28 protein-coding genes are annotated in these 25,877 nt (G+C 58.0%); 11 read left to right on the top strand and 17 right to left on the bottom strand.

What is annotated here, in order from left to right; genetic code table 11:
• Positions 1–3 precede the first annotated feature (3 nt).
• Positions 4–684, bottom strand: a complete 681-nt coding sequence (locus tag QE435_RS17470) for a GntR family transcriptional regulator (protein ID WP_306931480.1) — start codon at positions 682–684, stop codon at positions 4–6.
• A gap of 150 nt (positions 685–834) precedes the next feature.
• Here QE435_RS17470 and QE435_RS17465 point away from each other — a divergent pair, with 150 nt between their 5' ends.
• A complete protein-coding gene (locus tag QE435_RS17465; RefSeq protein WP_296021223.1) occupies positions 835–1,518 on the top strand; it encodes an HAD family hydrolase in 684 nt (227 codons plus the stop codon).
• Positions 1,519–1,588: 70 nt separating this feature from the next.
• Here QE435_RS17465 and QE435_RS17460 read toward each other — a convergent pair whose 3' ends face one another.
• A complete protein-coding gene (locus tag QE435_RS17460) occupies positions 1,589–2,167 on the bottom strand; it encodes a PilZ domain-containing protein (RefSeq protein WP_306931477.1) in 579 nt (192 codons plus the stop codon).
• A gap of 207 nt (positions 2,168–2,374) precedes the next feature.
• On the opposite strand from QE435_RS17460, the gene thrC reads away from it, so the two are divergent.
• The 4 genes from thrC to QE435_RS17440 all read left to right on the top strand — a co-directional run bounded on the left by thrC (position 2,375) and on the right by QE435_RS17440 (position 8,641).
• Positions 2,375–3,772, top strand: coding sequence for a threonine synthase (gene thrC / locus QE435_RS17455; protein ID WP_309772620.1), 1,398 nt, complete (start codon positions 2,375–2,377; stop codon positions 3,770–3,772).
• A gap of 21 nt (positions 3,773–3,793) precedes the next feature.
• Positions 3,794–5,092 carry a pitrilysin family protein gene (locus QE435_RS17450; protein ID WP_306931472.1) on the top strand — a complete coding sequence of 433 codons (1,299 nt, stop codon included), beginning with the start codon at positions 3,794–3,796 and terminating at the stop codon, positions 5,090–5,092.
• 39 nt (positions 5,093–5,131) lie between these two features.
• Positions 5,132–5,722, top strand: coding sequence for a GNAT family protein (locus QE435_RS17445; RefSeq protein WP_306931470.1), 591 nt, complete (start codon positions 5,132–5,134; stop codon positions 5,720–5,722).
• A 72-nt stretch (positions 5,723–5,794) separates the two neighbouring features.
• Positions 5,795–8,641 (top strand): EAL domain-containing protein, encoded by a 2,847-nt coding sequence (locus tag QE435_RS17440; RefSeq protein WP_349042893.1) that lies wholly within the window; start codon positions 5,795–5,797, stop codon positions 8,639–8,641.
• Here QE435_RS17440 and QE435_RS17435 read toward each other — a convergent pair.
• The 3 genes from QE435_RS17435 to QE435_RS17425 form a co-directional block, all read right to left on the bottom strand.
• Positions 8,606–9,775 (bottom strand): putative zinc-binding metallopeptidase, encoded by a 1,170-nt coding sequence (locus QE435_RS17435; RefSeq protein ID WP_349042137.1) that lies wholly within the window; start codon positions 9,773–9,775, stop codon positions 8,606–8,608. The genes QE435_RS17440 and QE435_RS17435 overlap by 36 nt on opposite strands.
• Before the next feature lie 144 nt (positions 9,776–9,919).
• A complete protein-coding gene (locus tag QE435_RS17430; protein WP_309772612.1) occupies positions 9,920–10,111 on the bottom strand; it encodes a CsbD family protein in 192 nt (63 codons plus the stop codon).
• Positions 10,112–10,214: 103 nt separating this feature from the next.
• Positions 10,215–10,820, bottom strand: coding sequence for a YqgE/AlgH family protein (locus QE435_RS17425; RefSeq protein ID WP_349042136.1), 606 nt, complete (start codon positions 10,818–10,820; stop codon positions 10,215–10,217).
• A 151-nt stretch (positions 10,821–10,971) separates the two neighbouring features.
• Here QE435_RS17425 and QE435_RS17420 point away from each other — a divergent pair, with 151 nt between their 5' ends.
• The 5 genes from QE435_RS17420 to QE435_RS17400 all read left to right on the top strand — a co-directional run bounded on the left by QE435_RS17420 (position 10,972) and on the right by QE435_RS17400 (position 15,195).
• Complete coding sequence (locus QE435_RS17420; RefSeq protein WP_349042135.1) at positions 10,972–11,817, top strand: protein-disulfide reductase DsbD domain-containing protein; 846 nt, start codon at positions 10,972–10,974, stop codon at positions 11,815–11,817.
• Positions 11,818–11,903: 86 nt separating this feature from the next.
• Entirely contained in the window at positions 11,904–12,389 is a 486-nt protein-coding gene (locus tag QE435_RS17415; protein ID WP_306931460.1) for a peroxiredoxin, read from the top strand.
• A 280-nt stretch (positions 12,390–12,669) separates the two neighbouring features.
• Complete coding sequence (locus QE435_RS17410; RefSeq protein WP_349042134.1) at positions 12,670–13,413, top strand: metal ABC transporter ATP-binding protein; 744 nt, start codon at positions 12,670–12,672, stop codon at positions 13,411–13,413.
• Positions 13,410–14,282: a metal ABC transporter permease gene (locus QE435_RS17405; RefSeq protein ID WP_349042133.1), complete on the top strand. Its 873-nt coding sequence runs from the start codon at positions 13,410–13,412 to the stop codon at positions 14,280–14,282. Before QE435_RS17410 ends, QE435_RS17405 begins: the two co-directional genes overlap by 4 nt.
• A 16-nt stretch (positions 14,283–14,298) precedes the next feature.
• Complete coding sequence (locus tag QE435_RS17400; RefSeq protein WP_349042132.1) at positions 14,299–15,195, top strand: metal ABC transporter substrate-binding protein; 897 nt, start codon at positions 14,299–14,301, stop codon at positions 15,193–15,195.
• 81 nt (positions 15,196–15,276) lie between these two features.
• Here QE435_RS17400 and QE435_RS17395 read toward each other — a convergent pair whose 3' ends face one another.
• The 12 genes from QE435_RS17395 to coxB form a co-directional block, all read right to left on the bottom strand.
• Complete coding sequence (locus QE435_RS17395; protein WP_306934778.1) at positions 15,277–15,582, bottom strand: Dabb family protein; 306 nt, start codon at positions 15,580–15,582, stop codon at positions 15,277–15,279.
• Between the two features lie 56 nt (positions 15,583–15,638).
• A complete protein-coding gene (rnhA, locus tag QE435_RS17390) occupies positions 15,639–16,082 on the bottom strand; it encodes a ribonuclease HI (RefSeq protein WP_306931452.1) in 444 nt (147 codons plus the stop codon).
• Positions 16,079–17,047, bottom strand: coding sequence for a homoserine kinase (locus QE435_RS17385; RefSeq protein WP_349042131.1), 969 nt, complete (start codon positions 17,045–17,047; stop codon positions 16,079–16,081). Before QE435_RS17385 ends, rnhA begins: the two co-directional genes overlap by 4 nt.
• A gap of 31 nt (positions 17,048–17,078) precedes the next feature.
• A complete protein-coding gene (gene ispH / locus QE435_RS17380) occupies positions 17,079–18,125 on the bottom strand; it encodes a 4-hydroxy-3-methylbut-2-enyl diphosphate reductase (protein WP_306931448.1) in 1,047 nt (348 codons plus the stop codon).
• Positions 18,126–18,220: 95 nt separating this feature from the next.
• Positions 18,221–18,997, bottom strand: coding sequence for an SURF1 family protein (locus QE435_RS17375; protein WP_349042130.1), 777 nt, complete (start codon positions 18,995–18,997; stop codon positions 18,221–18,223).
• Positions 18,966–19,349 (bottom strand): DUF983 domain-containing protein, encoded by a 384-nt coding sequence (locus QE435_RS17370; RefSeq protein WP_306931445.1) that lies wholly within the window; start codon positions 19,347–19,349, stop codon positions 18,966–18,968. Before QE435_RS17370 ends, QE435_RS17375 begins: the two co-directional genes overlap by 32 nt.
• Before the next feature lie 128 nt (positions 19,350–19,477).
• Positions 19,478–20,362, bottom strand: coding sequence for a cytochrome c oxidase subunit 3 (locus tag QE435_RS17365; protein WP_349042129.1), 885 nt, complete (start codon positions 20,360–20,362; stop codon positions 19,478–19,480).
• 108 nt (positions 20,363–20,470) lie between these two features.
• Positions 20,471–21,079 carry a cytochrome c oxidase assembly protein gene (locus QE435_RS17360; RefSeq protein ID WP_306931441.1) on the bottom strand — a complete coding sequence of 203 codons (609 nt, stop codon included), beginning with the start codon at positions 21,077–21,079 and terminating at the stop codon, positions 20,471–20,473.
• 27 nt (positions 21,080–21,106) lie between these two features.
• Entirely contained in the window at positions 21,107–21,241 is a 135-nt protein-coding gene (locus tag QE435_RS17355; protein WP_306934962.1) for a hypothetical protein, read from the bottom strand.
• On the bottom strand, positions 21,238–22,191 hold the full coding sequence (locus QE435_RS17350; protein WP_349042128.1) for a heme o synthase: 954 nt from the start codon (positions 22,189–22,191) through the stop codon (positions 21,238–21,240). The genes QE435_RS17355 and QE435_RS17350 overlap by 4 nt, the downstream gene beginning before the upstream one ends.
• Positions 22,192–22,307: 116 nt before the next feature.
• A complete protein-coding gene (gene ctaD, locus QE435_RS17345; RefSeq protein WP_306931437.1) occupies positions 22,308–24,011 on the bottom strand; it encodes a cytochrome c oxidase subunit I in 1,704 nt (567 codons plus the stop codon).
• A 17-nt stretch (positions 24,012–24,028) separates the two neighbouring features.
• Positions 24,029–24,889, bottom strand: a complete 861-nt coding sequence (gene coxB, locus QE435_RS17340; RefSeq protein ID WP_306934777.1) for a cytochrome c oxidase subunit II — start codon at positions 24,887–24,889, stop codon at positions 24,029–24,031.
• A gap of 364 nt (positions 24,890–25,253) precedes the next feature.
• Here coxB and QE435_RS17335 point away from each other — a divergent pair, with 364 nt between their 5' ends.
• On the top strand, positions 25,254–25,772 hold the full coding sequence (locus tag QE435_RS17335; RefSeq protein WP_062425894.1) for an invasion associated locus B family protein: 519 nt from the start codon (positions 25,254–25,256) through the stop codon (positions 25,770–25,772).
• The last annotated feature ends 105 nt before the right edge of the window (positions 25,773–25,877 follow it).

Genomic DNA, 25,877 nt, shown 5'->3' with positions numbered 1-25,877 from the left:
GAACTATCCAACGATGGCGAACGCGTCGCGGGTCGAGCCGGTTGGTGTACGCACAGCCGTTCGGCCGATCCACTGAACATGACCGTGCAGAATACGGACGGCCTCTTCCGCTCGCTCACCGCGAAGCGCGTCTATGATGGCACGGTGATCCGTGTCGGTGCGACGCTCCCAGCCTGCCCGCCAGGCGGAGAACAGAAAACGGGCGCTGGCCGCATGCAGTCCGTCGATCGCTTCCATCAGTCGAGGCATGTTGCAGGGGGCTGTGATCAGCCGATGAAACCGCCGGTTTGCTTCTTCCCATCGGCGGACGTCCTGCGCATCGTCACCCTCATGCGTCGCGGCCTCCGCCTCATCCAAAATGGCTGTGGTCAGGTTGGGGATGGCATTACGCAGAGCAAGCACTTCGAGCGCGGCACGCATCTCCGCCACTTCCCGCACATCAGCCAGGCCGAAATCGGCCACCCGAACGCCGCGGCGCGGAATGCTGACGGCCAAGCCTTGCGCCTCCAGGCGCCGAAAGGCTTCTCTCACCGGCACATGCGAGGCACCGAACTCTTCGGCGATGTGATCCTGCCGCAGCCTTTCGCCAGGCGCAAACTCACCGCGCACGATGCGCTCGGCGAGCGTGCGGCTGATCTTGGCGGCAATCGTATCGTCAGGCTTGGTTTTTGGAATCTTGACCATGACCTGACATAGGGCGAGGCCGGCGAATTGTCGAGCGATGCGATAAACCGCAAAGCTCCCTTGCATTCCAGCCGGTTGAGCTTGTGGCTGAGTTGGTCTAAAAGCCGCCAACCCCATTCCCATTCCTCCACCGACATCAAGGGAGCGCATATGAGCGGCTTCGACCTTATTATTTTCGACTGCGACGGCGTTCTGGTCGATTCGGAAATCATCGCTGCACAGGTCGAATCCCGCCTGTTGACGGAAGCGGGCTATCCCATCTCCGTTGAAGAAATGGGCGAGCGCTTCTCGGGCATGACCTGGAAGAACATCCTGCTTGAGGTCGAGCGCGAGGCAAGCATTCCGCTTTCGGCCACGCTGCTCGATAAATCCGAAAAGCTTTTGGATGCGCGCCTGGCACGCGATGTCAAAGTCATCGATGGCGTAAAGTTTGCGCTGTCGCGGCTGACGACGCAGCGTTGCATCTGCTCGAATTCGTCCAGCGCCCGGCTCGACATGATGCTGACGAAGGTCGGTTTGAAACCCTATTTCGAAGGCCACGTCTATTCCGCCAAGGACCTTGGCGCAGATCGCGTCAAGCCGAAGCCGGACATTTTCCTCCATGGCGCCAAGCAGTTCGGCGTCTCGCCTGACAAGGTGGTGGTGATCGAAGATTCCGTTCACGGCATTACCGGGGCGCGGGCTGCTGGCATGCGCGTCATCGGCTTCACCGGCGCGTCGCATAGCTATCCAAGCCATGCGGACAAGCTGACCGATGCAGGCGCCGAAACAGTCATCTCCCGCATGCAGGATCTGCCCGCGACAATCGCTGCACTGTCCGAATGGGCGATCTGATCCATTAAAAAAGCCGGAGCGCCTAAGGCGCTCCGGCTTTTGAAAATATGTCTTGGAGTCGGGTCTGATCTCAGCCCCTACGGCCACCCTTCTTGCTGCTGGCCTTGGCGCCACCTTCGTCAAACGAAATGAAGACATTGGTCTGCTTCGATGCGCCGCCGGGACCATTCGGAATGGCGACATTCGGGTTGTTGAAGATGAACTGCGTGCCTGCGGCCCCAGCAGGAACATCCACGCCGAGGCTGGTGACCTGCGAGAAGATTTCGCCGTCGCCATCCTTCACCGTCACACGGATCGGCAGATTGACACGACCTGGCTTGGAAAGAGGACCTGGAACCACGCGGCCCTGAGCGAAGACATTCACCGTCAGGGTGGAGTCACTCATACTGCAGGAACGTGTCGTATCGGAAATCGACGCCTGATAGACGAGCTTGCTCGGATCACCCTTGGTGCCGGCATAGACCTGATGGACGGCATTGGTATCCAGCACGGTAATGGGTGGGCAGTTTGCCTGCACGACGGGGGCGGTTGCAGCCTGTGCAGCCGGAGGATTGACCGCCAGCGAATCCGATGGATTGGAAGAATTGCAACCCGCAAGCACGGCAAGCAGCGATGCTGCGGCGGATAAACGCAAAATAGTCCCTGTCACTCTGTTCCACCCTCTAAAACAATTCCGCGACAGGCCGGAGATGCAATTTATTGGCCTTCCTTGCCTGTCGGCGATGGTCTATAGCAGCGGCGCCGGAAAAAATCGATGGTTGCGTTCGGATTTGCGCCATTTTTGCAAAATGGACGAAATTCCCGCGCCCAGTGGTTCGTACGGCTTGACTGGTGACGACGACGAAGGACGATTTCCGTGAAATATGTTTCGACCAGGGGCAGCGCCCCATCGCTTGGTTTTTCCGATGCGCTGCTGGCAGGTCTCGCGCGCGATGGCGGCCTTTACGTTCCGAGCGAATGGCCGACGATGAAAAAGAAGGAAATTCGCGCACTTCGTGGCAAAAGCTATCAGGACATCGCGTTCGAGGTCCTTTATCGCTTCACCGGCGGGGAAATTCCTGAAAAGGATTTCCGTTCGATGATCGACGACGCCTACGCAACCTTCCGTCATCCGGCCGTCGCTCCGCTCGTGCAGACCGGGCCGAACAGCTTCATTCTCGAACTTTTCCATGGCACGACATTGGCGTTCAAGGATGTCGCCATGCAGTTGCTCGCCCGGCTGATGGACTACACCCTTGCGGAACGTGGCCAACGTGCGACGATCGTTGGCGCCACATCCGGCGACACGGGCGGCGCTGCGATCGATGCCTTTGCCGGTCGCGACCGCACCGACATCTTCATTCTCTTCCCGCATGGCAAGGTCTCGCCGGTGCAGCAGCGTCAGATGACCAGTTCCACGGCTTCGAATGTGCATGCGCTTGCTATCAACGGAAACTTCGACGACTGCCAGAACCTCGTCAAAGAGATGTTCAACGACGCTAAATTCCGTGATGGCGTCAAGCTATCCGGTGTGAACTCCATCAACTGGGCGCGCATCATGGCGCAGGTGGTCTATTACTTCACCACCGCCATTTCGCTCGGCGCGCCGGACCGCAAAGTTTCCTTCACTGTGCCGACTGGCAACTTCGGCGATATTTTTGCGGGCTACGTGGCCAAGCAGATGGGCCTGCCGATCGACAAGCTGGTGATTGCCACCAATGACAACGACATTCTGGCGCGCACCCTGAAGACTGGCCGCTACGAGATGCGCGGCGTGCACGCCACCACCTCGCCGTCGATGGACATCCAGATTTCTTCGAATTTTGAGCGCTTGCTTTTTGAAGCCTATGATCGCGACTCGAACGAGATCAAGCGTTCTATGGATGGCCTGAAGCAATCGGGCGCCTTCCAGATTTCCGAAGCGGCGATGAAGGTGATCAAGCGAGACTTCCGCGCAGGTCGTGCGACCGAAAAGCAAGTCGCCGCGACCATTCGCGATACGCTGAACGAGACCGGTTATCTGCTCGATCCGCACACGGCAACGGCGGTTCACGTAGCGAAAAAGTACGAAAAAACAAACAGTCCGATGGTGGTTCTTTCCACCGCGCATCCGGCGAAATTCCCCGACGCCGTAAAATCCGCTTGCGCAATTGATCCTGCCCTACCAGTATGGCTAGCTGATCTTATGAACCGGGAGGAGCGTTTCGACGTCCTGGAAGCAGAGCTTGACGCCGTGGAGACATTCATCGGCAAGCATGCTCGCGCCAACGACTGAGCGACGCGGAAAGACGTGGAAATGAATGTGAACGTAACCCGGTTGTCGTCCGGGTTGACAGTCGTCACCGAAAGAATGCCTCACCTCGAAAGCGTTGCTCTCGGCGTGTGGATAAAATCAGGTTCGCGCAACGAGACGGATGACGAGCATGGCATCGCGCATCTGCTCGAGCATATGGCGTTCAAGGGTACGGCGCGCCGTACCGCCCGGCAGATCGCCGAGGAGATCGAGAATGTCGGCGGCGAAGTCAACGCCGCGACATCCACCGAAACCACATCCTATTATGCTCGCGTGCTGAAGGATCACGTTCCGCTGGCTGTCGACATTCTTGCCGATATCCTGACGGAGTCCGCGTTCGACGAGGCGGAACTCGAACGTGAAAAGAACGTCATCCTGCAGGAAATCGGTGCGGCCACCGACACACCCGATGACGTCGTGTTCGACAATTTTTCCGGCGTTGCCTATCGCGACCAGACCATCGGTCGCCCGATCCTTGGTACACCGGAAACGGTACAGTCCTTCACCACGGCGCAGATTCGCCATTATCTCGGTCGCAATTACACGACGGACCGGATCTTCGTCGTCGCTGCCGGTGCTGTCGATCATGAAATCTTCGTCAAGCAGGTCGAACAGCGCTTTTCCAGCCTGCCGCAAAAGCCCGAAGCCACGCCGATCATCGAAAAAGCCATCTATACGGGCGGCGAAATTCGTGAGACGCGCGATCTCATGGATGCGCAGATCCTGCTCGGCTTCGAGGGCAAGGCTTACCACGCACGCGACTTCTACTGTTCGCAGATTCTGGCCAATATTCTTGGCGGCGGCATGTCGTCCCGCCTCTTCCAGGAAGTGCGCGAATATCGCGGTCTTTGCTATTCGGTCTACGCCTTCCACTGGGGCTTTTCCGATACCGGCATTTTCGGCATTCACGCCGCAACCGGCAGCAGCGATCTGGCGGAACTGGTTCCGGTCATCACCGAAGAACTGCGCAAGTCCTCCGAGGTCATCTATCAGGAAGAAATCGATCGCGCTCGGGCGCAGATCCGTGCGCAGTTGCTGATGGGCCAGGAAAGCCCAGCGGCACGCGCTGGCCAGATTGCCCGCCAGATGATGCTCTACGGTCGTCCCATCCCCAATGACGAGATGATGACGCGTCTTGGCGACATCACTCGCGAGCGGTTGACCGATCTTGCAGGACGTCTGTTTTTCGATAAAGTCCCGACATTGTCCGCGATCGGCCCCTTGGAAAACCTCGCGCCGCTGTCTGACATTACGGCGGGGCTTTCTGCGGCGCCATCCATGAAGATAACGGCAAACGGCTGACGGCAGAGACTGATCCGCAGCATGGTGTTGGATGACTAGATGCTGCGCTTTCTCTCCCGCAACAGTGATACGCCGGAACTTCGCAACGCAAACTATCTGCTGAGACTGCCGCGTTATTCCGACTACCGCCAGTGGCACAAGCTGCGCTCGGAAAGCCGCGGCTTTCTTCAGCCATGGGAGCCGACCTGGCGAAGCGACGAACTGACAGAGAGTTCGTTTCGCGTACGCGTCACCCGCAACAACCAGGAATTTTCATCCGGCACAGCCGTGTCGCTTCTGCTCTTTCTTGCGGACGGAACGCTGATCGGTGGCATCACCATCGGCTACATCCGCAGGGGTGCTGCACAAAGCTGCATGATCGGATATTGGATGGGTGAAGCCCATGCGCGTCACGGCCATATGTCTGCCGCATTAAAACTGGTAATACCCTACATCTTCAATGGACTTCAGTTGCACCGTATTGAGGCAGCCTGTATTCCAGACAACTTCAAAAGCATCCGGCTGCTCGAAAATGCCGGCTTTCAGCGGGAAGGCCTCTTGCGCGAATATTTGAAAATAAACGGCGAGTGGCGGGACCACGTCATGTTCTCGCTGATTGCCGATAAACACGGTTCCGGCAGGACTCAGTGAGATTGATGACATATATGAGCCTTGTGTCGCGCCCTGTTGAAACACCTACCGGCGAAAACATGTGCGACAGCGCTGCTGTTCTTCTGCGCCATTTTCTCCAGCCAGGCGTTCGCCTTCGAGCCGGTCAAGATTTCCCGCGACGACAATGCGCTCGATCTGACCGCCACCACCGATATCTACGCCAACCAGGGCGAGGCCTTTCAAGTTTCGACCGCTCCGGGGCCGGACGGTATTCGCCGGCGCATCGAAGTGCGCGCGAGCTCTCCCGCCCACCAAGGCGACTGGGCGGTCTTTGCGCTTGCCAACGTCTCGGAAGAGCAGCTTGAGCGCGTCATCGTCGCGCCGCACTTCCGTTTGGTCAATTCCAAGCTCTTCTGGCCAGATCTCGGTTCGCAGCGCATCATCGCCATCACCCCGAGCGAAGGCTTTGCGCTGGACCGTCAGCCAAGCCCCGACGCCGACGTCTTCCGCATTACGCTGAACCCGGGCGCGGTCATTACTTTCGTGGCAGAGCTTTCCACCCCACAGCTGCCGCAGCTCTATCTCTGGGAGCCGGAGGCCTACAAGGACACGATCAACGCCTTCACGCTCTATCGCGGCATCGTGCTGGGGATCGCCGGTCTTCTCGCCGTTCTTCTGACCATTCTTTTCGTCGTCAAGGGCACGTCGGTTCTGCCGGCTTCGGCGGCACTCGCCTGGGCGGTGCTCGCCTATATCTGCGTGGATTTCGGCTTCCTTGAAAAGCTCATCACCGTAACATCAAGCGACGAGCGAATGTGGAGGGCGGGCGCCGAAGTGGCGCTCGCCTCCAGCTTCGTGGTCTTCCTGTTCACCTATCTGAATTTGAACAGATGGCACGCGCATCTGGGTTACGCGACATTCGCCTGGATCATCGGACTGGGTGCGCTTTTCGGCGTGGCGATCTACGATCCATCGATTGCATCGGGGATCGCGCGCGTTTCCTTCGCGTTGACCGCGACCGTCGGTATCGTGCTGATCATCTATCTCGGCTTCAACCGCTACGACCGCGCCATTCTACTCGTGCCGTCCTGGGCGCTGATCCTGGTCTGGCTCTTCGGTGGCTGGCTGACGGTGACGGGCCAGTTGGATAATGACATCGTACAGCCGGCGCTTGGCGGCGGCCTCGTTCTCATCGTGCTTCTGATCGGCTTTACCGTCATTCAGCATGCTTTTGCCGGAAGTGCTTACCAGCAAGGCCTCTTCTCCGATCTCGAGCGCCAATCGCTGGCGCTGACCGGCAGCGGCGATACGGTATGGGATTGGGACGTGACGCGTGACCGCATCGTCACGACACCTGACGTATCGATCAAGCTCGGACTGCATCCCGGCACCATGCATGGCGCTGCGCGCAACTGGCTGCCTCGCCTGCACCCGGACGACCGCGACCGGTTCAAGGCGACGCTCGACGTGTTGCTGGATCATCGCAAAGGGCGGCTGAACCATGAGTTCCGCATTCGCGCCGAAGACGGCCACTTCCATTGGCTGCAGATCCGCGCGCGTCCGGTTCTCGGTTCGAACGGCGAAATCATCCGCTGCGTCGGCACCATCACCGACATCACGGAGCAGAAGAATTCCGTCGAACGCCTGTTGCAGGATGCGCTGAACGACAATCTGACCGGCCTTCCGAACCGTCAGGTCTTCCTCGACCGTCTGCAATCCATGTTAAACCTGGCGCTAGATGGCGATACGGTTCGCCCCACAGTGATGGCCATCGACATCGACCGCTACAAGCTGGTGAATGACACGCTTGGGATCGCCGCTGGCGACAACATTCTGATCGCGTTGACGCGTCGCTTGCGCCGCCTTCTAAAACCGCAGGATACGCTGGCGCGGCTTGGCGGCGACGAATTCGGGCTGATCCTCGTCTCGGAACGCGACCCACAGCGCGTGGCCGACTTTGCCGATGCGGTGAACAAGGCCATCATGGTGCCGATCAATTTTGCCAATCGCGAGATCATTCTGACGGCTTCGATCGGCCTCGTCTCCTGGATCGACCAGCAGGAAAGTGCTGCAGGTTTGCTGAGCGACGCAGAACTTGCTATGTATCGCGCCAAGCGCGCCGGCGGCAACCGCGTGGAGCCCTTCCGGCCGGCTTTCCGTACTTCTGGGACCGACCGTCTGCAGATGGAAAGTGACCTGCGCCGCGCGCTTGAACGCAAGGAGCTTACGCTCGCCTACCAGCCGATTGTTAAACTCGACAATGGCGATCTAGCCGGCTTTGAAGCCTTGATGCGCTGGGAGCACCCGAAACGCGGCAATATCCCGCCAAGTGAATTCATTCCGATTGCGGAGGCCTCCGGCCTTATCGAACCGCTTGGCATGTTTGCGCTGGAGCGCGCGGCAAATGATTTGATGGATTGGCAGCATGCGATCGACAAGCTGCCGATCTTCATCTCCGTCAACATCTCCAGCGCGCAACTACTGAATAACGAACTCTACAATGACGTTCGTAGCATGCTGCAGCGAACACGCTGCAATCCGCAGCAGCTGAAGCTGGAGCTGACGGAATCGATCGTCATGGAAAATCCAGAGCAGGCGCGACTTGTGCTGGCGAAGCTCAAGGAGACAGGCCTGAGCCTCGCGCTCGACGATTTCGGCACCGGCTATTCGTCACTTGCCTATCTGACGCGCTTCCCCTTCGACACGATCAAGCTCGACAAGGCACTGATTGCCAACACCAGTGACAAGCGAAACGTGCTGCTTCGCTCGATCATTGCCATGGCGCGTGCGCTTGAAATGCAGGTGGTGGCGGAAGGCATCGAAACGCCTGAGGATGCGGCGGAACTCGCCCGCATGAATTGTCATTACGGGCAGAGCTTCTTGTTTGGGACGCCGGACACGCCGGACGCAGCACTTCGGTTGCTACGCGAGCGCTTTCAGGTTTTCAAACGTGCCTGACTGCTGCTCGGCTTGCGGCTGAGAGGCCTGATAGTCTGTGACTTGTTCTTGTCCGCCGAAGTCGGAGTTCTCCGGAATTTTTCCATGTAGCAAGTCATGGACGAATTGCAGCTTCTCGACGACAGCCGGCGCCAGAACGAAGGGGTAGAGATCTGCCTCACCCATACTACGCTGCATGGAGTTCAGCGCAACGCTGAGCGGCACCCATGCATTGACCAGTCGCTGCGCGCTTCTTGCACGGTAGGGATCGAAAGCCACTTCCGTCGCCATTTCCTCATGGCCTTCCGGCTCGATAGCAATGCCGAAGGCATGGGCCGTTTCAAGCGTGTCGACGATGTGGAGATAGTGGGCAAAGCACTCGGCGAAGTCCTCCCAAGGATGAACCGAGGCGTAGGAGCTGATGTAGATCTCCTGCCAGCCGGGCTTCGGTCCTTCTTCGTAATTGCGTTTCAGTGCCTCGCCATAATCCTCGCGCTCGTCGCCGAATGCGGCACGGAAAGCCTCAAGGCGGCCAGCGTCGCGGACCAGCTTGTTCCAGATAAAGTGACCGACCTCGTGGCGGAAATGACCAAGCATGGTCCGGTAGGGCTCGTTCATATTGGCGCGGACCTGCTCACGCGTCACATCATCCGCTTCAGCCGCGCGAATGGCAATAAGGCCCTCATCATGGCCCGTCATGGCAGGGATCACGGATCCGTCTGGAGCGATCTCATCCACCAGGAAGTCGAACACCAGGCCGCCCTGCGGATCGGCATCGCGGTTCGGATGGGGCAGATTCAAGCGCAGCATGGAGTAGAAGAGATGCCGCTGGGCCTGGCTAAGACGACGCCATTGTTCAATGCCTTCCTGGGTGGAGGCATCCGGCACAAGACGGTTATGGTTGCAGGCGGGGCAGAACGGCGTTTCGCTGTCAGATGGCACTGCCCAGTTGCAGATGTCGTTGACTTCATTGGCGCAGAAGCGAACCTGATGATCAGGCCTCGATACCAGCGTCCATAGGGGGTCGCCTGCTGGATCCAACGCTTCCATTGAAAGCGTCTCCGGTACGAAGGCAAGACGATGACCGCATCGAACACAGGAGCGGTTGTCGAAGTGAACGGGCTGTCCGCAGGCAGCGCACGAGAAAAGTTGCATCACTATCTCCGGGTATCACGACTGATTGGCGAAATTGACTGCACAAGCGAAGAGCGCATGTGCCGAGTTTCAACACATGCGCTCTGCGACCTTTGAAGGTCATTCAGGTCGCGACCGTCTCATTTCGAAGACGTCGCGGTCCTGTTACATTCTGTCGACGGTGTCTTTAACGGCATCCTTGGCCTTGCCAGCAGCGACCTGGACCTTGCCCTTGGTTTCCTGCGCAGCACCTTCAGCGCGCACACGGTCATTGCCAGTGGCAGAACCGACGCTCTGCTTTACCTTGCCAGCAACTTCATTTGCCTTACCAGCGATCTTGTCGGATGTGCTACCCATGATCATTCTCCCTAGTTTATGCCAGGCTCGGTGCTGGCTACCGGGGAGAAAACGTCATGAATATAGTTTTGTTCCTCTGGATCTTACGCTTTCGTAGCGAAGATCAGGCATGCCCTGCCTCGGCCGAAAGCATGCGCGGATCAACGCCCATCAAAGCAAGGGCGCGCTCATACTTGTCATCCAGAGACCGGTCGAAGATCAATTCTTCCGAGGCGGGGCAATTCAGCCAACCATTATTGGCGATTTCGTTTTCGAGTTGCCCTGGCGCCCAACCGGCATAGCCGAGCAGCATGGTTGCGCGCTGTGGCATCCGGCCGTTGGAAATGGCCCGCAGGATGTCAAGTGTGGCGGTCAGCGAGATGTCGTCGCTGACTGGAATGCTGGACTCGCTGGAGTAATCATCGGAATGAAGCACAAAGCCCCTACCCGTCTCCACCGGCCCGCCAAACTGAATGGGAAACTCGCGCGTGCGGTTGGGCAGCATGATGGCATCGTTGCTGTCCATGATCTTGAGGTGCAGCAAAACGTCGGTGAAAGTGATCTGCTGCCCGCGATTGATGATGAACCCCATGGCCCCGGCCTGCGAATGCGCGCAGATGTAAATGACGGAGCGCTCGAAGGCGCTGTTGGCGAGCCCCGGCATGGCGATCAGAAACTGACCATCCAGAAAGCCTCGTTCCTTCTTGTCCATGAGGGTCGAAAAAGCCAAGAGCGCCTCCCCATCAGCGCCCCATAGCGACGCCGGTCTGGTTTCACCTTTTGATAAGGATGCGGCATCCGGCCCCATCAATCAACCGAAAATGATGAATGAGACGAAATCGTAACTGGTCGCTTCGCGCCGCTTGCGGTAGACGAAGACTATGACCCTTTCGTTCTTCTCCTCCCTTCGCACTTTTCTCATCGCTTCTATCGCGCTTTTATCCACGCTTGCCGTTGGAGACACTGCCAAGGCCGATACGACCGAATGGGCAACGAGCGAAGGTGGGCGCATGCGCATCGTCAGCTTGGCCCCCGATAGCAGCGGGAAAATCGAGGCGGTGCTTCAGATCGATCTCAAGCCCGGCTGGATCACTTACTGGCGTGAACCGGGGGAAGCTGGCATTCCTCCGCAGTTGAAGCCAGACGCGGCAAGTGGTGTGACGCTGTCCTCCATGTCGTTTCCCGTGCCGAAGCTGATAAAGAACGATGACATCACAGATATCGGCTACGACCAGCCTGTGAACTTCCCGATCACACTGCAATCTGGTGCTGGGCACGAAGCCGACGCGGCCAAGCTGACGGCCTTTATCGGTGTCTGCCTCAACATCTGCATTCCTTTCGAAGCCAGCTTCGACATCGACAGGAAGGCAGAGGCCACGGAAGAAGAGGTCGCTTTCATCCAGTCGAGCAGGGCAAATCTTCCAGAGGCACCATCGGATGATTTCAAGGTAGTCAACTTCCACATCACCCCGGACAAGACCCTGCTCGGTGTGGAGTTGTATTTGCCCGAGGGAGCGCCGAAGGAGGCCGATATCTACGTCGCCGGCCCATCGGGATATGCCTATTTCGAGCCGCAGAACCTTGTGCGCGACAAGCGCAAGCTCTCCTTCTACATGAACATTAAGGGTCTGCCCAAGAGCTATAATCCGAAAGGACAGAGCTGGCATATTCTGGTCAAATCCGGCGCGCGCGCCATGGAAGCACCGCTGAATTTTCCCGCTCAGTAAGGGATCTCGGATATCCGAGAAAACGACTTCACAGTTTTCTTGATCATGCTCTATAGTCGCGCCGTCATTGCCACAGGAGCGATATTATGACCATCAAGATCGGCGACAAGCTGCCTTCCGCCACATTCAAGGAAAAGACCCCGGACGGCCCTGTCGAAACCACGACCGACGAGCTTTTCAGCGGCAAGAAGGTTGTCGTCTTTGCCGTTCCCGGCGCATTCACGCCAACCTGCTCTTTGAACCATCTGCCCGGCTATCTGGAAAATCGTGACGCCATCCTTGCACGCGGCGTGGACGATATCGCTGTCGTCGCCGTCAATGACTGGCACGTCATGGGTGCATGGGCGCAGTCCAGCGGCGGCCAGGGCAAGATCCACTTCCTGGCAGACTGGGACGCATCCTTTACCAAGGCGCTTGGCCTTGATGCAGACCTTTCCGCTGGCGGTCTCGGCGTGCGCTCCAAGCGCTATTCCATGCTGGTGGAAGATGGCGTGGTCAAGTCCTTGAACATCGAAGACAATCCCGGCCAGGCTACGGTTTCCTCCGCCGCCACGATGATCGAACAGCTCTGATCTTTCGATAAACAGCTCATCGAAAACTGGCCCGGCATTCAGTCGGGCCTTTCACGTTTCAGGCTATCCTGCGCCCTGACGAAACCTCACGAGGCCCGCCATTCTTCCGCCTCAATTGTTACACCATAACGGTAACGGTATAACATTTTTGTGAGCGCGCCATGCTGCGTTTGTCCTTCCTGCCTCCCCTGCTGCGCCAATCCGCAGCTCACCGTATTTTGCTGGTTCTCCTGCTCCTCCTGCCTCTATGGGCAGCGATCTATTGGGCGGTCATTCTTCCATGACAGAGCCATCCATCCTTCGCATCGAAAACCTGACCGTTGCCTATGAGCGGCATCCGGCAGTCCATCATGTGTCTGGTGCGTTTCATGCCGGGAGCCTGACGGCCATTGCCGGACCCAATGGCGCCGGCAAATCCACGTTGCTCAAGTCCATCATCGGAGAGTTGCGGCCATCGGAAGGCCAGATCATCCACTCCTTGAAGCGAACAGACTTCGGCTATCTTCCACAAGCGGCGGATATCAACCGGCGCTTTCCGATCTCTGTGCTCGATACCGTGCTGCTCGGGGCCTGGAAGACCGCGGGCGCATTTGGACGTCTCACGAATGAGCAGTTGAACGCAGGTGGTCGCGCATTGTCGGCCGTCGGTCTTGAGGGTTTCGAGAAGCGGCCTATTGGCTCGCTGTCGGCCGGACAGTTCCAGCGTGTGCTTTTTGCGCGGCTTCTGGTGCAGGATGCCAAGGTTATTCTGCTCGATGAGCCTTTTACCGCCATCGACGCCAGAACAACGCGCGACCTGCTGGACATCGTTGCCCGTTGGCATGGCGAGGGACGCACCGTGATCGCCGTGCTGCATGACTTCGATCAGGTGCGAGCGCATTTCCCCCAGACATTGTTGATCGCCCGCGAGCTCGTCGGCTGGGGCGCAACAGCCGATGTGATGTCGCCTGCCAACCTCCTGCGCGCCCGCGCCATGGCGGAGCGCTGGGATGAGAATAGCGACATTTGCGAGCCAGCGGCATGATGGCCTACGATCTCTTCATTGCGCCGTTTCACGATTACGGCTTCATGCGGCGTGCGCTGGTCGCCTGCCTTTGCCTCTCTCTCGGCGCAAGCCCCATCGGCGTGCTGCTTGCCCTGCGGCGGATGAGCCTGATGGGCGATGCGCTTAGCCACGCCATCTTGCCGGGCGCGGCGATCGGCTATCTGGTGGCCGGCTCGCTGTCCTTGACGGCCATGGGGCTCGGTGGCCTCGTGGCGGGGCTCTCCGTGGCACTTCTTTCCGGTATTGTCACCCGCGTAACGCCGCTTCAGGAAGATGCGAGTTTTGCGAGTTTCTATCTGGCGTCGCTCGCGCTTGGCGTTCTGATCGTCTCGCTGCACGGCTCGAATGTCGATCTGCTGCATGTGCTGTTCGGCACGATCCTGGCTATCGACGCACCGGCGCTTTATCAGATCGGCGCCATTACTTCGCTGACACTGGTGGTGATGGCCTTCATCTATCGCCCACTCGTGACCGAGTGTTTCGATCCGGGCTTCCTGCGCGCCGTTGGCGGCCGAGGGCCGATCTATCACGTGGCATTCCTGCTGCTGGTCGTCATCAATCTGGTCGCAAGTTTCCAGGCGCTTGGAACGCTGATGGCCGTTGGCCTGATGATGCTGCCAGCGGCCATCGCCCAGCTTTGGGCACGCAGCCTGCCCGCCATGCTGGCGATTGCCAGCGGCAGTGCTGCGGCCTCCGGCTATCTCGGCCTCGTCGCCTCCTATCACTTCGAGACGGCATCTGGCCCCACCATCATCATCGCGGCCACCTGTCTCTACGGGCTCTCCATTCTGATTGCGCCCGCAGGCCTTGGTTCCCGCCTTTTCACCCGCCCTCATCTGAAGGGCTAATTTTAGGAGAATGCCAATGTCACCACGCTTCTTTCTTCTCTCGACCGCGCTTCCCATCACCATGGCCTTTTCCAATGCCGCCTCGGCTGGAGAGGTGAAAGCCGTCGCCTCCTTCACCGTGCTTGCCGATGTGGTGAAGCAGGTGGGCGGAAAGCACGTAACCGTCACCAGCCTGGTGAAGCCGGATGGCGATCCCCATGAGTTCGAACCCTCACCTGCGGATGCAAAAAGCCTGAAAGCTGCAGACGTCGTCTTCGTGAGCGGGCTTGGTTTGGAAGGATGGATGGACCGGCTTATCTCCGCGTCGGGCTACAAGAGAACACCTGTCGATGTATCCCAAGGCATCAAGACGCGCGAAATGGACGAGGACGGCAAGACCGTCACCGATCCGCATGTCTGGAACAGCCCGGTCAACGTCAAGGTGTGGGTGAAGAATATCGAGACGACGCTGGCCGCTGCCGATCCGGAGGACAAGGACGACTTCAAGGCGAATGCCGCCGCCTACATCCAGAAGCTTGACGACATGGATCGTTACGCGCACCAGAAGTTCGATCCCATCCCGCAGGATCGCCGCAAGATTCTCACAAGCCACGATGCCTTTGGTTACTTCGGTCGCGAATATAACGTCACCTTCCTGTCGCCGCTCGGTGTCTCAACGGAAACGGAAGCCTCAGCCGGCGACGTGGCAAAGCTGATCGAGCAGATCAAGGCCGAGCACGTGAAAACCTATTTCTTTGAAAATTCCAATGACCCGCGACTGGTGAAGCAGGTGGCAAAGGCGACGGGTGCTGCGCCCGGCGGCGAACTTTATGTCGAGTCGCTCTCCAAGGCGAAGGGCCCTGCCCCGACCTATGAGAAGATGTTCCGCTACAACGTCGACAAGATCTCGGACGCCATCAACAAGTCCAGTTGATTTGAAACTGAATGGCCCTCTTCACCCAGCCGGGTGATGAGGGCCATTCATCATAGATGTCGGACATGAAGCTGCTTGTCGTCAAACAGCCATGTCGAAAACGAGGATGCCGGCCAGGCCGCCATCTGTCAGGCCAGCCAGACGTTCGCCAACCTCGACGTGTTCCGGATGGACGAGATAGTCGTCGCGCGCCTCGGTGCTCTCGAAGGTGACGATGAAGCCATCCAGAAATCCACCATTCAAGCCTTCCGACGATACGTTCTGGCCGCACTTGATGTCGGAAATGCCGGGAATGACATCTTTCAGCGCTGTGATCGCTTCATAGATCGCCTGCTTTTCGGCGGTGGTGGTTGCGGATTTAAACCGCAGGAATACGCAGTGAAGTATTGTCAAGTGCCTCTCCTCTTCGACTGGGCAGCTCGGTCCGAGACTACACCATCGCTTCATGACCGCCGTTTGAACGGTTCCATGCCTTTTCGCGCCAATTCATCGGCGCGCTCGTTTTCCGGATGTCCGGCATGACCCTTGACCCAGTGCAGCGTGACCTTGTGTCGCTCGCGCGCCGTCTCCAGCGCCTGCCAGAGCTCGACATTCTTGACAGGTTTATTGTCGGCGGTCTTCCAGCCCTTTTTCTTCCAGCCAAAAATCCACTTGGTGATGCCGTCCTTGACATAGGCGCTATCGGTATAGAGATCGACCTCGCAAGGAGCCTTCAGTGCGTTCAGCGCTTCAATGGCCGCCATCAGTTCCATGCGGTTGTTGGTGGTCTCAGCCTCGCCACCGTTCAGTTCCTTCTCGACCTCGCCATAGCGAAGAACGGCGCCCCACCCGCCTGGTCCGGGATTACCAGAACAGGCGCCATCGGTGAAAATGTCGACGTGCTTCATTCTTCCACCAAACCATATTCGGCCACGTTGCCGATGGAGCGGTGGAAGCGCAGCTTGCGCAGATATTCGAGCGGATCCTTCTTGACCACCAGCGCGCCCGCCGGCGTCGTCAGCCAGTCATAGAGGCGGGTCAGGAAGAAGCGTAGCGCGGATCCACGCGCCAGGATCGGCATGGCATCCAGTTCGGCTTCACTCATCGGACGGACCGACTGATAGCCTTCAAGCAGCGCTTTGCCCTTGGTGACGTTATAGGAGCCATCCTTCTCGAAGCACCAGGCATTGAGGCAGATCGAGACGTCATAAGCGAGAAGATCATTGCAGGCGAAATAGAAGTCGATCAGGCCGGAAAGCTCATCACCCAGGAAGAAGACATTGTCCTGAAAGAGATCGGCATGGATAACGCCCGACGGCAAATCCTTCGGCCAATGGGCCGCGAGGAAGGCGATTTCGGGATCGATCTCTTCCTTCAACCCGCTTTCGACTTCGTCGGCGCGCGCCTCAGACTTGTCCCACAGCACTTTCCAGCCTTCCAGCGAAAGAGCGTTTGGCCGCTTGATCTCGAAGCCTTCGCCCGCCAGATGCATCGCAGCCAGTGCCTTGCCGACTTCGCGGCAATGCTTCGCCTCCGGCTTCCTCAACCACATGCCTTCGAGGAAGGAAATCAGCGCAGCGGGACGGCCAGATAACTCGCCCAGTAGCTCGCCGTCTTTTCTCGGCAAAGGCAGCGGGCAGGATAGGCCTCTATCGGCCAGATGCTGCATCAGCCCGAGGAAAAACGGCAGGTCCGACTTTTCCACCCGCTTCTCGTAGAGGGTCAGGATGAGTGGATCTTTCGTCGTGTGCAGCAGGAAATTGGAGTTTTCGACACCCTCGGCAATGCCCTTATAGGAGGTCAATTCGCCGACGTCATATTGGCCGAGAAACTGTCTCAGCTCATCTTCGGTGATGTCCGTGTAAACTGCCAATGGAATTCTCTTGTAAGAGGATGGATAAGGATCAGCCGTTCAGCACGGCCTTTGGCGGAAGCGCATCGATCGCGCTGCCATTGACGAATGCCATGTCTTGCGTGGTGAGTTCAATATTGCGAAGCTCCCGATTCACCAGAAAATGCTCGGTCTCTTCTACCGTTACGGCAAGATCGAGCGTCGTGTCGAAGCGTTCTTTAAATGACTGGATGATCTCGTCGACAATGACTTCCGGCGCGGAGGCGCCCGCCGAAAGACCAACCGTGCGAACGTCGCCGATGTCGCTCCAGTCGATCTCACCGGCACGCTGGACCAGCACGGAACGCTTGGCGCCGGCGCGCAAGGCTACTTCAACCAGACGCTTGGAATTGGACGAGTTCGGCGCACCGACGACGATGAAGAGGTCACAGCCGGGAGCTGCCTGCTTCACCGCATCCTGCCGGTTGGTGGTGGCATAGCAGATGCTATCGGCCGCTGGTGCCTGCATGGCCGGGAACCGCTCCTGCAGCTTGGCAATGACGCCCGCCGTATCATCGACGGAGAGCGTCGTCTGCGTCACAAAGCCGAGGTTTTCGGCATCGAGCGGCTGATAAAGCGCTGCATCTTCCACCGTCTCGATCAGTGATACTGTGCCTTCGGGCAATTGCCCCATGGTGCCAATGACTTCGGGATGGCCGGCATGGCCGATGAGGATGACGTGACGACCGAGCCGCTGGTGGCGCATGGCCTGCTTGTGCACCTTGGAGACGAGCGGGCATGTGGCATCGAGATAGAAGAGGTTTCGCGCCTGCGCGTCTTCCGGCACGGATTTCGGCACGCCATGGGCGGAGAAAACGACCGGCTGCTGGCGATGCTCGGCAGGAATCTCGTTCAGTTCCTCGACGAAGATCGCGCCTTTCGCCTCAAGCCCCTCGACCACGTAACGGTTGTGGACGATCTCGTGGCGCACATAGACGGGTGCGCCATAGGCTTTCAGCGCCAGCACCACGATCTGGATCGCGCGATCGACACCGGCGCAGAAACCGCGCGGGCCACAGAGCCTAATGGTAAGAGGCGGCTTGGAAACGGCCATGTTCATTCCTGCTCCTTTTGCCTCCCGCATTTCAGAGATACCGGCAGGCATTCGCCCATCAACGTCCCACTTCAACGGTCTTGGACGAACACGCGACTGCCCTACTTCTTCGGACCCTTCATGTCCCGCACATAGGCAAAACCGGCCACGAAGACAAGGGCGGCGGCAAGACCGTACCATGTAATCGCATATTGCAGGTGATTATTGGGCAGGTCGATCAGCGTTACGCCACCCTTCGGCCAGCCACCTGGATTGGGCGCCGCATTGGCATCGACGAAAAACGGCACGAGCGTGTCTGCCGGAACGCCGGCGCTTTTCGCCATGGCGCGGATGTCTTTCCAATAGAAGATATTCTTACCCACGTCATTGTCCGGCAGCATAATCGACGGCTTGGATGCAAGCTGCGCCCGCGCCAGGCCTTCAATGGTGACACGACCGGTAACCTGACCCTGCTCACGCTTGGCGGGCTCTTTCATTTCGTAAGGCACAAAGCCACGGTTGACGAAGATCTCTCGGCCATCATCCAGTTTTAGCGGCGTGTAGACATAATAACCCGTCTGCCCTTGGTGGGTAGCGAAGAAGTGCCTCTCCTTGGCATGATCGAAAATGCCGGAAAGGCGAACGGTGCGATACTCGATATCCCCGCCGGAGGCAGCGATCGTCTCGATCTCACCGAGTTCGACGGGCGCCGAGTGAACGCGAAGCTCAATCTCACTCAGCAAGGCTTCCTTCCAGTAAAGCCGCTTCACCTGCCACGTTCCGAGCGACAGAAGAATAACCAGCAAGAGAAGCACCAGCGGACCGGCAAACCACAAGCGCCGGTGGGATGGCTTGAGAGCGCCAGAATCAGCCATGATCGATTTTGCCTTCACTGGCATTGTTACGATATTGCAGCGCCACCATGATGCCCTTCAGCTTACGCAGCAAAACGAGCGAGACGATCACGGTCAAAGGAAGCCAGATCAACGCATGAAGCCAGACGGGGGGAGCGAATACGGAATCGAACCAGAGCGCGAGACCCATAATCAGGAAACCGACGATCAGCATGACGAAGACTGCCGGGCCATCGCCAGCATCTGCAAAAGCGTAATCCAGCCCGCAGGCGCTGCAATGTGGCTTCAATTTCAAAAACCCATCGAAAAGCTTTCCTCGCCCACAGCGCGGGCAGCAGCCTTGCAAACCGACTTTGATGGGATCGACGGGAGGGAATTCGCCTGTAGTCTCTCTCATGGCTCCTCCGGCCTCTTCAGATCAACAAGCGCGGCCATACGCCGCGCTTATACCGCCGCTGGATGAGGCGACACTTGCCCTTCGCCATCCGGCGCAGGGCGGTAACGCACCGCCTTTTGCAAGCCTCGTCAGTGGCCAGTCTCCGCCAGAGGCGCGCCCCAACCACCCCAGATGTAAATGGCGAAGAAGAGGAAAAGCCAGACGACGTCAACGAAGTGCCAGTACCAGGCCGCTGCTTCGAAGCCGAAATGATGCTTCGGCGTGAAACCGCCAGCGATGGCGCGGAACAGGCAGACCAGCAGAAAGATGGTTCCAACGAAGACGTGGAAACCATGGAAGCCCGTAGCCATGAAGAATGTCGCGCCGTAGATGGAATTCTTGAAATCGAACGGTGCGTGGACATACTCGTAGAACTGCACGGCAGAGAAAAGCACGCCAAGCGCAACGGTCAAGGCCAAGCCGGTAATCATGCCCTTGCGGTCATTGTGCAGCAGCGCGTGATGCGCCCAGGTGACGCAGGTGCCAGACAGCAGCAGGATAACCGTGTTGTAGAGCGGCAGATGCCAGGGGTCGATTACCTCGATACCCTTTGGCGGCCATTGACCGCCCGTATAGGCAAGACGCGACGCTTGAATGGCCTCATGAGGATAGAGGCTCGCATCAAAGTAAGCCCAGAACCATGCCACGAAGAACATGACTTCCGACGCGATGAACATGATCATGCCATAGCGCAAATGCAGCGCCACGACCGGTGTGTGGTTCCCCTCATCACCTTCCTTGATCGTATCCGCCCACCACGCATACATGGTGTAAAGAACGATGACGAGGCCGATATAGAACAGCCAAGGATTGGCAAGCTCAAGCCCGAACAGCTTGAAGGAGCCACCATTCAAATAGCGCATGTAGCAGATGCCGCCAAAGGTCAGCACGAACGCGCCGATCGATGCCAGAAGCGGCCATGGGCTCGGGCTTATGATATGGTAGTCGTGGTTTTTCTGCTGCGTATCTGCCATGTGATCAATCCCCGAAGGCTCTTCCCTATCTCGCTGAACCCGCCTCGCTGAGTTGATATCAGGCGACCGGTTCATTCCATGGCGCGATCTTGCGACCACGCCTCCCTCTCACAGTCTCGTTTCGTCACGTTCAGTCTTTGCCGGTAAGGACGCAACCGGTTTTTCCGCTTTTGACGGATAAAACGTATAGGACAAGGTCAATGTATGAATGTTCTTCGTTTCCCGGGCCTTGACGATGTCTGGATCAATGAAGAACACGACCGGCATCTCCAGCGTCTCTCCTGGCTGAAGCGTCGTCTCAGTGAAGCAGAAACACTGTACCTTGTTGAAATAGGCACCAGCCTCCATCGGCGTCACGTTGAAGACCGCCGTGCCTGTGGTTGCTACCGGCGAACGGTTGGTCGCCTTGAAGGTCACCTGAATCGTCTCGCCGATCCTCGGTTCGACCATCTTGTTTACCGGACGAAAGTCCCAGTTCAGCCCGTTGGAGGTATTGGAATCGAAGGTCACCTTCATCGTCTTGTCGAGAACGACATCGGAATATTGCTCGACGCGCTGGGTGGTGCCGTTATAGCCGGTGACCTGGCAGAACAGGCGATAGAGAGGCACAGAGGCATAGGCCATGCCGACCATGCCGCAAACGAAGACGAGGCAAAGCACAAGGATCGAGCCGTTGCTCGTCTTTCTATTTCCCGTCGTCTTTTGATCTGCTCCCATGTCTCCCTCCTCCCGAATATCGTGCGATCAATGACCGCCGATCTTGATGATGGTGATGATGTAGAACAGCACCACCAGAGCCGCGAGTGTTAGGCCGAGTGCGACGTTGCGCCCGCGCCTCGACCTCTTCTGCGCTTCGTTGAGCTTGACGGTCTCGATCACGCCGCACCTCCAAACATCGTTACAAAGGACGGCACGAGGTGATCGGCCAAAAGCGCGGAGAAAATCGCAAACAGGTAGAACACCGAGTAGGCGAACATCTTCTTTGCCGGCATCATCTTTTCATCGCCATCCGGCATGCGCCGAACGGAGATGGAACAGTAGACGAAGATGACGCTCAGTACCGCAGCGAAAATACCATATCCCAATCCAGCGAGACCGGAAAAATAGGGGGCCACGGCGACCGCCATGGTCAGTACGGCATAGACGATCATCTGATTCTTGGTCGAGCGTTCACCGGCGACGTTCGGCATCATCGGAATGCCGACAGAGCCGTAGTCGCGCATCTTGAAGAGCGCCAAGGCCCAGAAATGCGCAGGCGTCCAGAGAAAGATGATCAGAAACAGGATCGTGCTGTCGAGGGAGACATTGCCGGTCACACAGGCCCAGCCGATCATGGGCGGAAAGGCACCTGATGCACCACCGATAACGATGTTTTGCGGCGTCGAGCGCTTGAGCCACATCGTATAGACGACGGCATAGAAGAAGATGGTAAAGGCGAGAAGACCGGCCGCAAACCAGTTGACCGCGAGACCCAGAATGGCAACCGAAAACACCGACAGTGTCAGTCCGAAGGCCAGCGCCTCGCCCGGTGCGACCCGGCCCGACGGAATAGGGCGCTTGGCCGTGCGGGACATGACCGCATCGATATCGGCATCGTACCACATGTTCAAAGCGCCGGAGGCCCCTGCCCCGACGGCAATGCAGAGGATCGCGATCAGGGCGAGGATCGGATTGATCTCTCCCGGCGCCAGAATGAGCCCGGAAAAGGCCGTGAACACCACCAGCGACATGACACGGGGCTTCAAGAGCTCAAAATAATCACGCGCGCCAGCTTCCGAAAGCGAAGCGGAGTCGATTGCCAGCGTGTCGCGATTGTCAATAACGGTCATTATTTCCTGCTTTCCCGAAAGACGCCCCATCGCAATGCGGCGCCTTATCTCATTTCGTCCGGCGTAAAACTGACATCTATCATGTTACGCCGGACAAAACGCTCGGACAAAATGCCTCAGCGAATGCGCGGAAGCTGCTCCCACTGGTGGTAAGGCGGCGGAGACGACAGCTGCCATTCCAGCGTGGTGGCACCTGGACCCCAAGGATTGTCGCCAGCGATGCGCTTCTTGGCAAAGGCTTCCCATACGCCGAAGAGGAAGATCAGGACAGCAACCGCCGAGATATAGGAACCGTAGGACGATACCATGTTCCAGCCCGCATAGGCATCCGGATAATCGATGTAACGGCGTGGCATGCCGGCCAGACCGAGGAAGTGCTGCGGGAAGAAGATGAGGTTGACGCCGACAAACATGACCCAGAAGTGCAGGTTGCCGATCTTCTGATTGTACATGTAGCCGGTGATCTTCGGGAACCAGTAGTACCAGCCGGCAAAGATCGCAAAGACGGCGCCGAGCGACAGAACGTAGTGGAAGTGGGCCACAACGTAGTAGGTGTCGTGAAGCGAACGGTCGAGGCCAGCATTGGCGAGCTGAACGCCCGTAACACCACCCACCGTGAAGAGGAAGATGAAGCCGATCGCCCAGATCATCGGCGTCGTGAAGGTCAGCGAACCGCCCCACATCGTCGCTATCCAGGAGAAGATCTTGATGCCGGTCGGCACCGCAATCACCATGGTTGCGAAAACGAAGTAGCGCTGCGCTTCGAGCGACAGGCCGACGGTGTACATGTGGTGTGCCCACACGATGAAGCCGACGGCACCGATCGCGACCATGGCATAGGCCATGCCGAGGTAACCGAAGATCGGCTTCAGCGAGAAGGTCGATACGATGTGGCTGATGATGCCAAAGCCAGGCAGGATCAGAATATACACTTCCGGGTGACCGAAGAACCAGAACAGGTGCTGGTAGAGGATCGGGTCACCGCCGCCTTCAGGAGAGAAGAAGGTGGTGCCGAAGTTACGATCCGTCAGAAGCATGGTGATGCCGCCTGCCAGAACCGGAAGCGACAGAAGCAGAAGGAAGGCAGTGACGAGCACGGACCAGGCAAAGAGCGGCATCTTGTGAAGCGTCATGCCCGGCGCGCGCATATTGAGGATCGTGGTGATGAAGTTGATCGCACCGAGGATCGAGGATGCACCGGCCACGTGGAGCGCGAAGATCGCCAGATCGACCGCCGGCCCCGGCATACCGCTCGTTGACAGCGGTGGATACATCGTCCAGCCGCCACCCACACCATAGGCACCTGCCGGACCTTCGACGAAGAGCGAAAGAAGAAGCAGGATGAAGGCAGGCACGAGCAGCCAGAAGGAGATGTTGTTGAGGCGTGGAAAGGCCATGTCCGGCGCGCCGATCATGATCGGTACCATCCAGTTGGCGAAACCGCCGATCATGGCCGGCATGACCATGAAGAAGATCATGATCAGCGCATGCGCGGTGGTGAACACATTGTACATGTGCTTGCCGCCGTCGATGGCAGCGTCACCTTCGAAGCCATAGACCATGGTTGCCAGACCGTGGAAGATCTGGATGCCAGGCTCTTGCAGTTCCATACGCATGACGACCGAGAGGCCGCCGCCGATGATGCCCGCAATGATCGCGAAGATCAGATAGAGCGTGCCGATATCCTTGTGGTTGGTCGAGAAGAACCAGCGCTGCGCGAAACTCGGCGTATGATCGTGATGTGCGTGATCGTCGCCATGGGTCTCATGGGCGGCACGAGCATGAGAGTGATGGTCGTCGTGTGCGGAATGTCCAGCCATTGTCCTCACCCCTTGCCTTAGTTGGTTTCATTCGAAGCGACGCGAAGGGCGCTTGCGCCATCCACAGAAGCCATCAGCGCCCGGTTGGCACCGCTCAAGTCAGACGCAGCGGCAGCAGCCCAGGTTTTATATTGCTCTTCGGAAACCACCCGTATGGCAATTGGCATGAAGGCGTGATCCTTGCCGCAAAGCTCGGAACACTGGCCGTAGTAAAGTCCTTCTTTCTCGGTCTTGAACCAGGTTTCATTCAGACGGCCTGGAACAGCATCGATCTTGACGCCAAAGGCCGGCATCGCGAATGCATGGATCACGTCCGTCGGCGCGGCGGTGACGAGGAGACGAACGGTCTTGTTCACCGGAACGACCATTTCATTGTCCACGGCGAGAAGGCGCGGATAGATCGCGCGGTTTTCCTTGCCGGCAGCAGCGCGGTCGGCGTCCTTCAGCAAGTAGCTGTCGAACGCGAGAGGCTCGGAGCCTTCCGCTGCCTGGTATTCATAATTCCACTGCCACTGAGTGGCGGTTGCCTTCAATGTCAGGTCTGGATTTTCCGGCTGCGTCAACTGCGCATTGAGCAGGTTGAAGGACGGGAATGCCAGGAAAAGAAGAATGAGGACGGGAGCCAGCGTCCAGATGATTTCGATCGCCGTATTATGGCTGGTCTTGGACGGTACCGGATTCTTGGACGCCTTGAACTTCGCGACAACAAGAATGAGCAGGACGAGAACGAAAAGCGTGACGGGAACAATGAACCACAGCGTATATTGTTCAAACCACCGAATTTCGTGCATGATTGGCGTTGCGGCCTCCTGCAATCCCATCTGCCACTCTTTCGGCTGGTCAGCGCGGGCGCCGACAGCCGAGAGCAGACAGATCATGCCCGCTAACGCTGCGTTAATCCTAGTAATCACGGTACCTCTCCCTCACGCACCTGGTCATGATCAATCCCAGGCACAGAATCCATGCTTATAGCTTAGACTCAAATCATAGTTTGTCCACTGCCGCAATATCGCCCAGCTTTCGGAGAGAGGCATTTTTCTTCCCCAAATTCTTCCCGCTCACCCTTCGCTGTAACGATCTCGAAAGGTGACAAATGGTGCGCGCCATTGCTGAAGCTGCAACAGATTTAAGCTGTGGCAGGTCCTATTTTGGCCGTACTCACTTGGAAATGAGGAAGCCAGCTCTTTCATTTCCCGTATCGGAAGTCAAAATAGCGCACTGATTCGAATTCCAGAGGTATCCATGCGTCTGCCCCCGATTGCGCGCGCCGCTCTTGTCGCCGCCGGTTTCTCTCTTCTCGCGTCCGGCGCGAGCGTCGCCCAGCAACCGCCTGGTACGCCGAAGTCCACACACGGCTCATGGTCGGTCATCTGCGACAAGCCCGCCGGCGCGTCCGAAGAGCAATGCGCATTGATGCAAAACGTCATTGCCGACGATCGCCCGGAAGTTGGCCTTTCTGTCGTGGTGCTGAAGACCGCTGACCGCAAATCCCGCATCCTTCGCATCCTCGCACCGCTCGGCGTGCTGCTGAAGGATGGAATGGAACTCTATATCGACAACAACAATATCGGCCGCGCCTATTTCACCCGCTGCTTCTCCGAGGGCTGCTATGTGGAAGTCGATATCGATGACGAGTTGATGAAGGTTTTGCGCGCGGGAAAGCACGCGGTGTTCGCATTGCGTGAATCGGTCGATCAGGATCGTGTCGGTATTCCGATCGAACTCAGTGGCTTTGCTGAAGGCTATGACGCTCTTCCCTGAGCTATGTGGGCCGGCAGCGCGCCGCGATGCTACCGATTGACAATTCCTCAACAGACCTGTGAGGCGGCTTGCGCCGCCACATTCCAGCACCTAAATCTCACATGA

Origin of the sequence: Agrobacterium sp. SORGH_AS 787, from assembly GCF_030819035.1 — a bacterium.
Classification (GTDB): domain Bacteria; phylum Pseudomonadota; class Alphaproteobacteria; order Rhizobiales; family Rhizobiaceae; genus Agrobacterium; species Agrobacterium larrymoorei_B.
Note: the sequence above shows the minus strand (reverse complement) of the source record. Positions and strands in the feature narration are given on the sequence as shown.

What these genes read in the sequence shown, in the direction of transcription:
- QE435_RS17445 (WP_306931470.1), top strand. Translation starts at nt 5,132, where the DNA reads ATGCTGCGCTTTCTCTCCCGCAACAGTGATACGCCGGAACTTCGCAAC.
- QE435_RS17335 (WP_062425894.1), top strand. Translation starts at nt 25,254, where the DNA reads ATGCGTCTGCCCCCGATTGCGCGCGCCGCTCTTGTCGCCGCCGGTTTC.
- QE435_RS17370 (WP_306931445.1), bottom strand. Translation starts at nt 19,349, where the DNA reads ATGAGAGAGACTACAGGCGAATTCCCTCCCGTCGATCCCATCAAAGTC.
- ispH (WP_306931448.1), bottom strand. Translation starts at nt 18,125, where the DNA reads ATGAACATGGCCGTTTCCAAGCCGCCTCTTACCATTAGGCTCTGTGGC.
- QE435_RS17415 (WP_306931460.1), top strand. Translation starts at nt 11,904, where the DNA reads ATGACCATCAAGATCGGCGACAAGCTGCCTTCCGCCACATTCAAGGAA.
- QE435_RS17410 (WP_349042134.1), top strand. Translation starts at nt 12,670, where the DNA reads ATGACAGAGCCATCCATCCTTCGCATCGAAAACCTGACCGTTGCCTAT.
- QE435_RS17400 (WP_349042132.1), top strand. Translation starts at nt 14,299, where the DNA reads ATGTCACCACGCTTCTTTCTTCTCTCGACCGCGCTTCCCATCACCATG.
- QE435_RS17350 (WP_349042128.1), bottom strand. Translation starts at nt 22,191, where the DNA reads ATGACCGTTATTGACAATCGCGACACGCTGGCAATCGACTCCGCTTCG.
- QE435_RS17430 (WP_309772612.1), bottom strand. Translation starts at nt 10,111, where the DNA reads ATGGGTAGCACATCCGACAAGATCGCTGGTAAGGCAAATGAAGTTGCT.
- QE435_RS17360 (WP_306931441.1), bottom strand. Translation starts at nt 21,079, where the DNA reads ATGGGAGCAGATCAAAAGACGACGGGAAATAGAAAGACGAGCAACGGC.
- coxB (WP_306934777.1), bottom strand. Translation starts at nt 24,889, where the DNA reads ATGATCTGTCTGCTCTCGGCTGTCGGCGCCCGCGCTGACCAGCCGAAA.
- QE435_RS17450 (WP_306931472.1), top strand. Translation starts at nt 3,794, where the DNA reads ATGAATGTGAACGTAACCCGGTTGTCGTCCGGGTTGACAGTCGTCACC.
- QE435_RS17405 (WP_349042133.1), top strand. Translation starts at nt 13,410, where the DNA reads ATGATGGCCTACGATCTCTTCATTGCGCCGTTTCACGATTACGGCTTC.
- rnhA (WP_306931452.1), bottom strand. Translation starts at nt 16,082, where the DNA reads ATGAAGCACGTCGACATTTTCACCGATGGCGCCTGTTCTGGTAATCCC.
- QE435_RS17435 (WP_349042137.1), bottom strand. Translation starts at nt 9,775, where the DNA reads ATGCAACTTTTCTCGTGCGCTGCCTGCGGACAGCCCGTTCACTTCGAC.
- QE435_RS17470 (WP_306931480.1), bottom strand. Translation starts at nt 684, where the DNA reads ATGGTCAAGATTCCAAAAACCAAGCCTGACGATACGATTGCCGCCAAG.
- ctaD (WP_306931437.1), bottom strand. Translation starts at nt 24,011, where the DNA reads ATGGCTGGACATTCCGCACACGACGACCATCACTCTCATGCTCGTGCC.
- QE435_RS17375 (WP_349042130.1), bottom strand. Translation starts at nt 18,997, where the DNA reads ATGCCAGTGAAGGCAAAATCGATCATGGCTGATTCTGGCGCTCTCAAG.
- QE435_RS17465 (WP_296021223.1), top strand. Translation starts at nt 835, where the DNA reads ATGAGCGGCTTCGACCTTATTATTTTCGACTGCGACGGCGTTCTGGTC.
- QE435_RS17420 (WP_349042135.1), top strand. Translation starts at nt 10,972, where the DNA reads ATGACCCTTTCGTTCTTCTCCTCCCTTCGCACTTTTCTCATCGCTTCT.
- QE435_RS17365 (WP_349042129.1), bottom strand. Translation starts at nt 20,362, where the DNA reads ATGGCAGATACGCAGCAGAAAAACCACGACTACCATATCATAAGCCCG.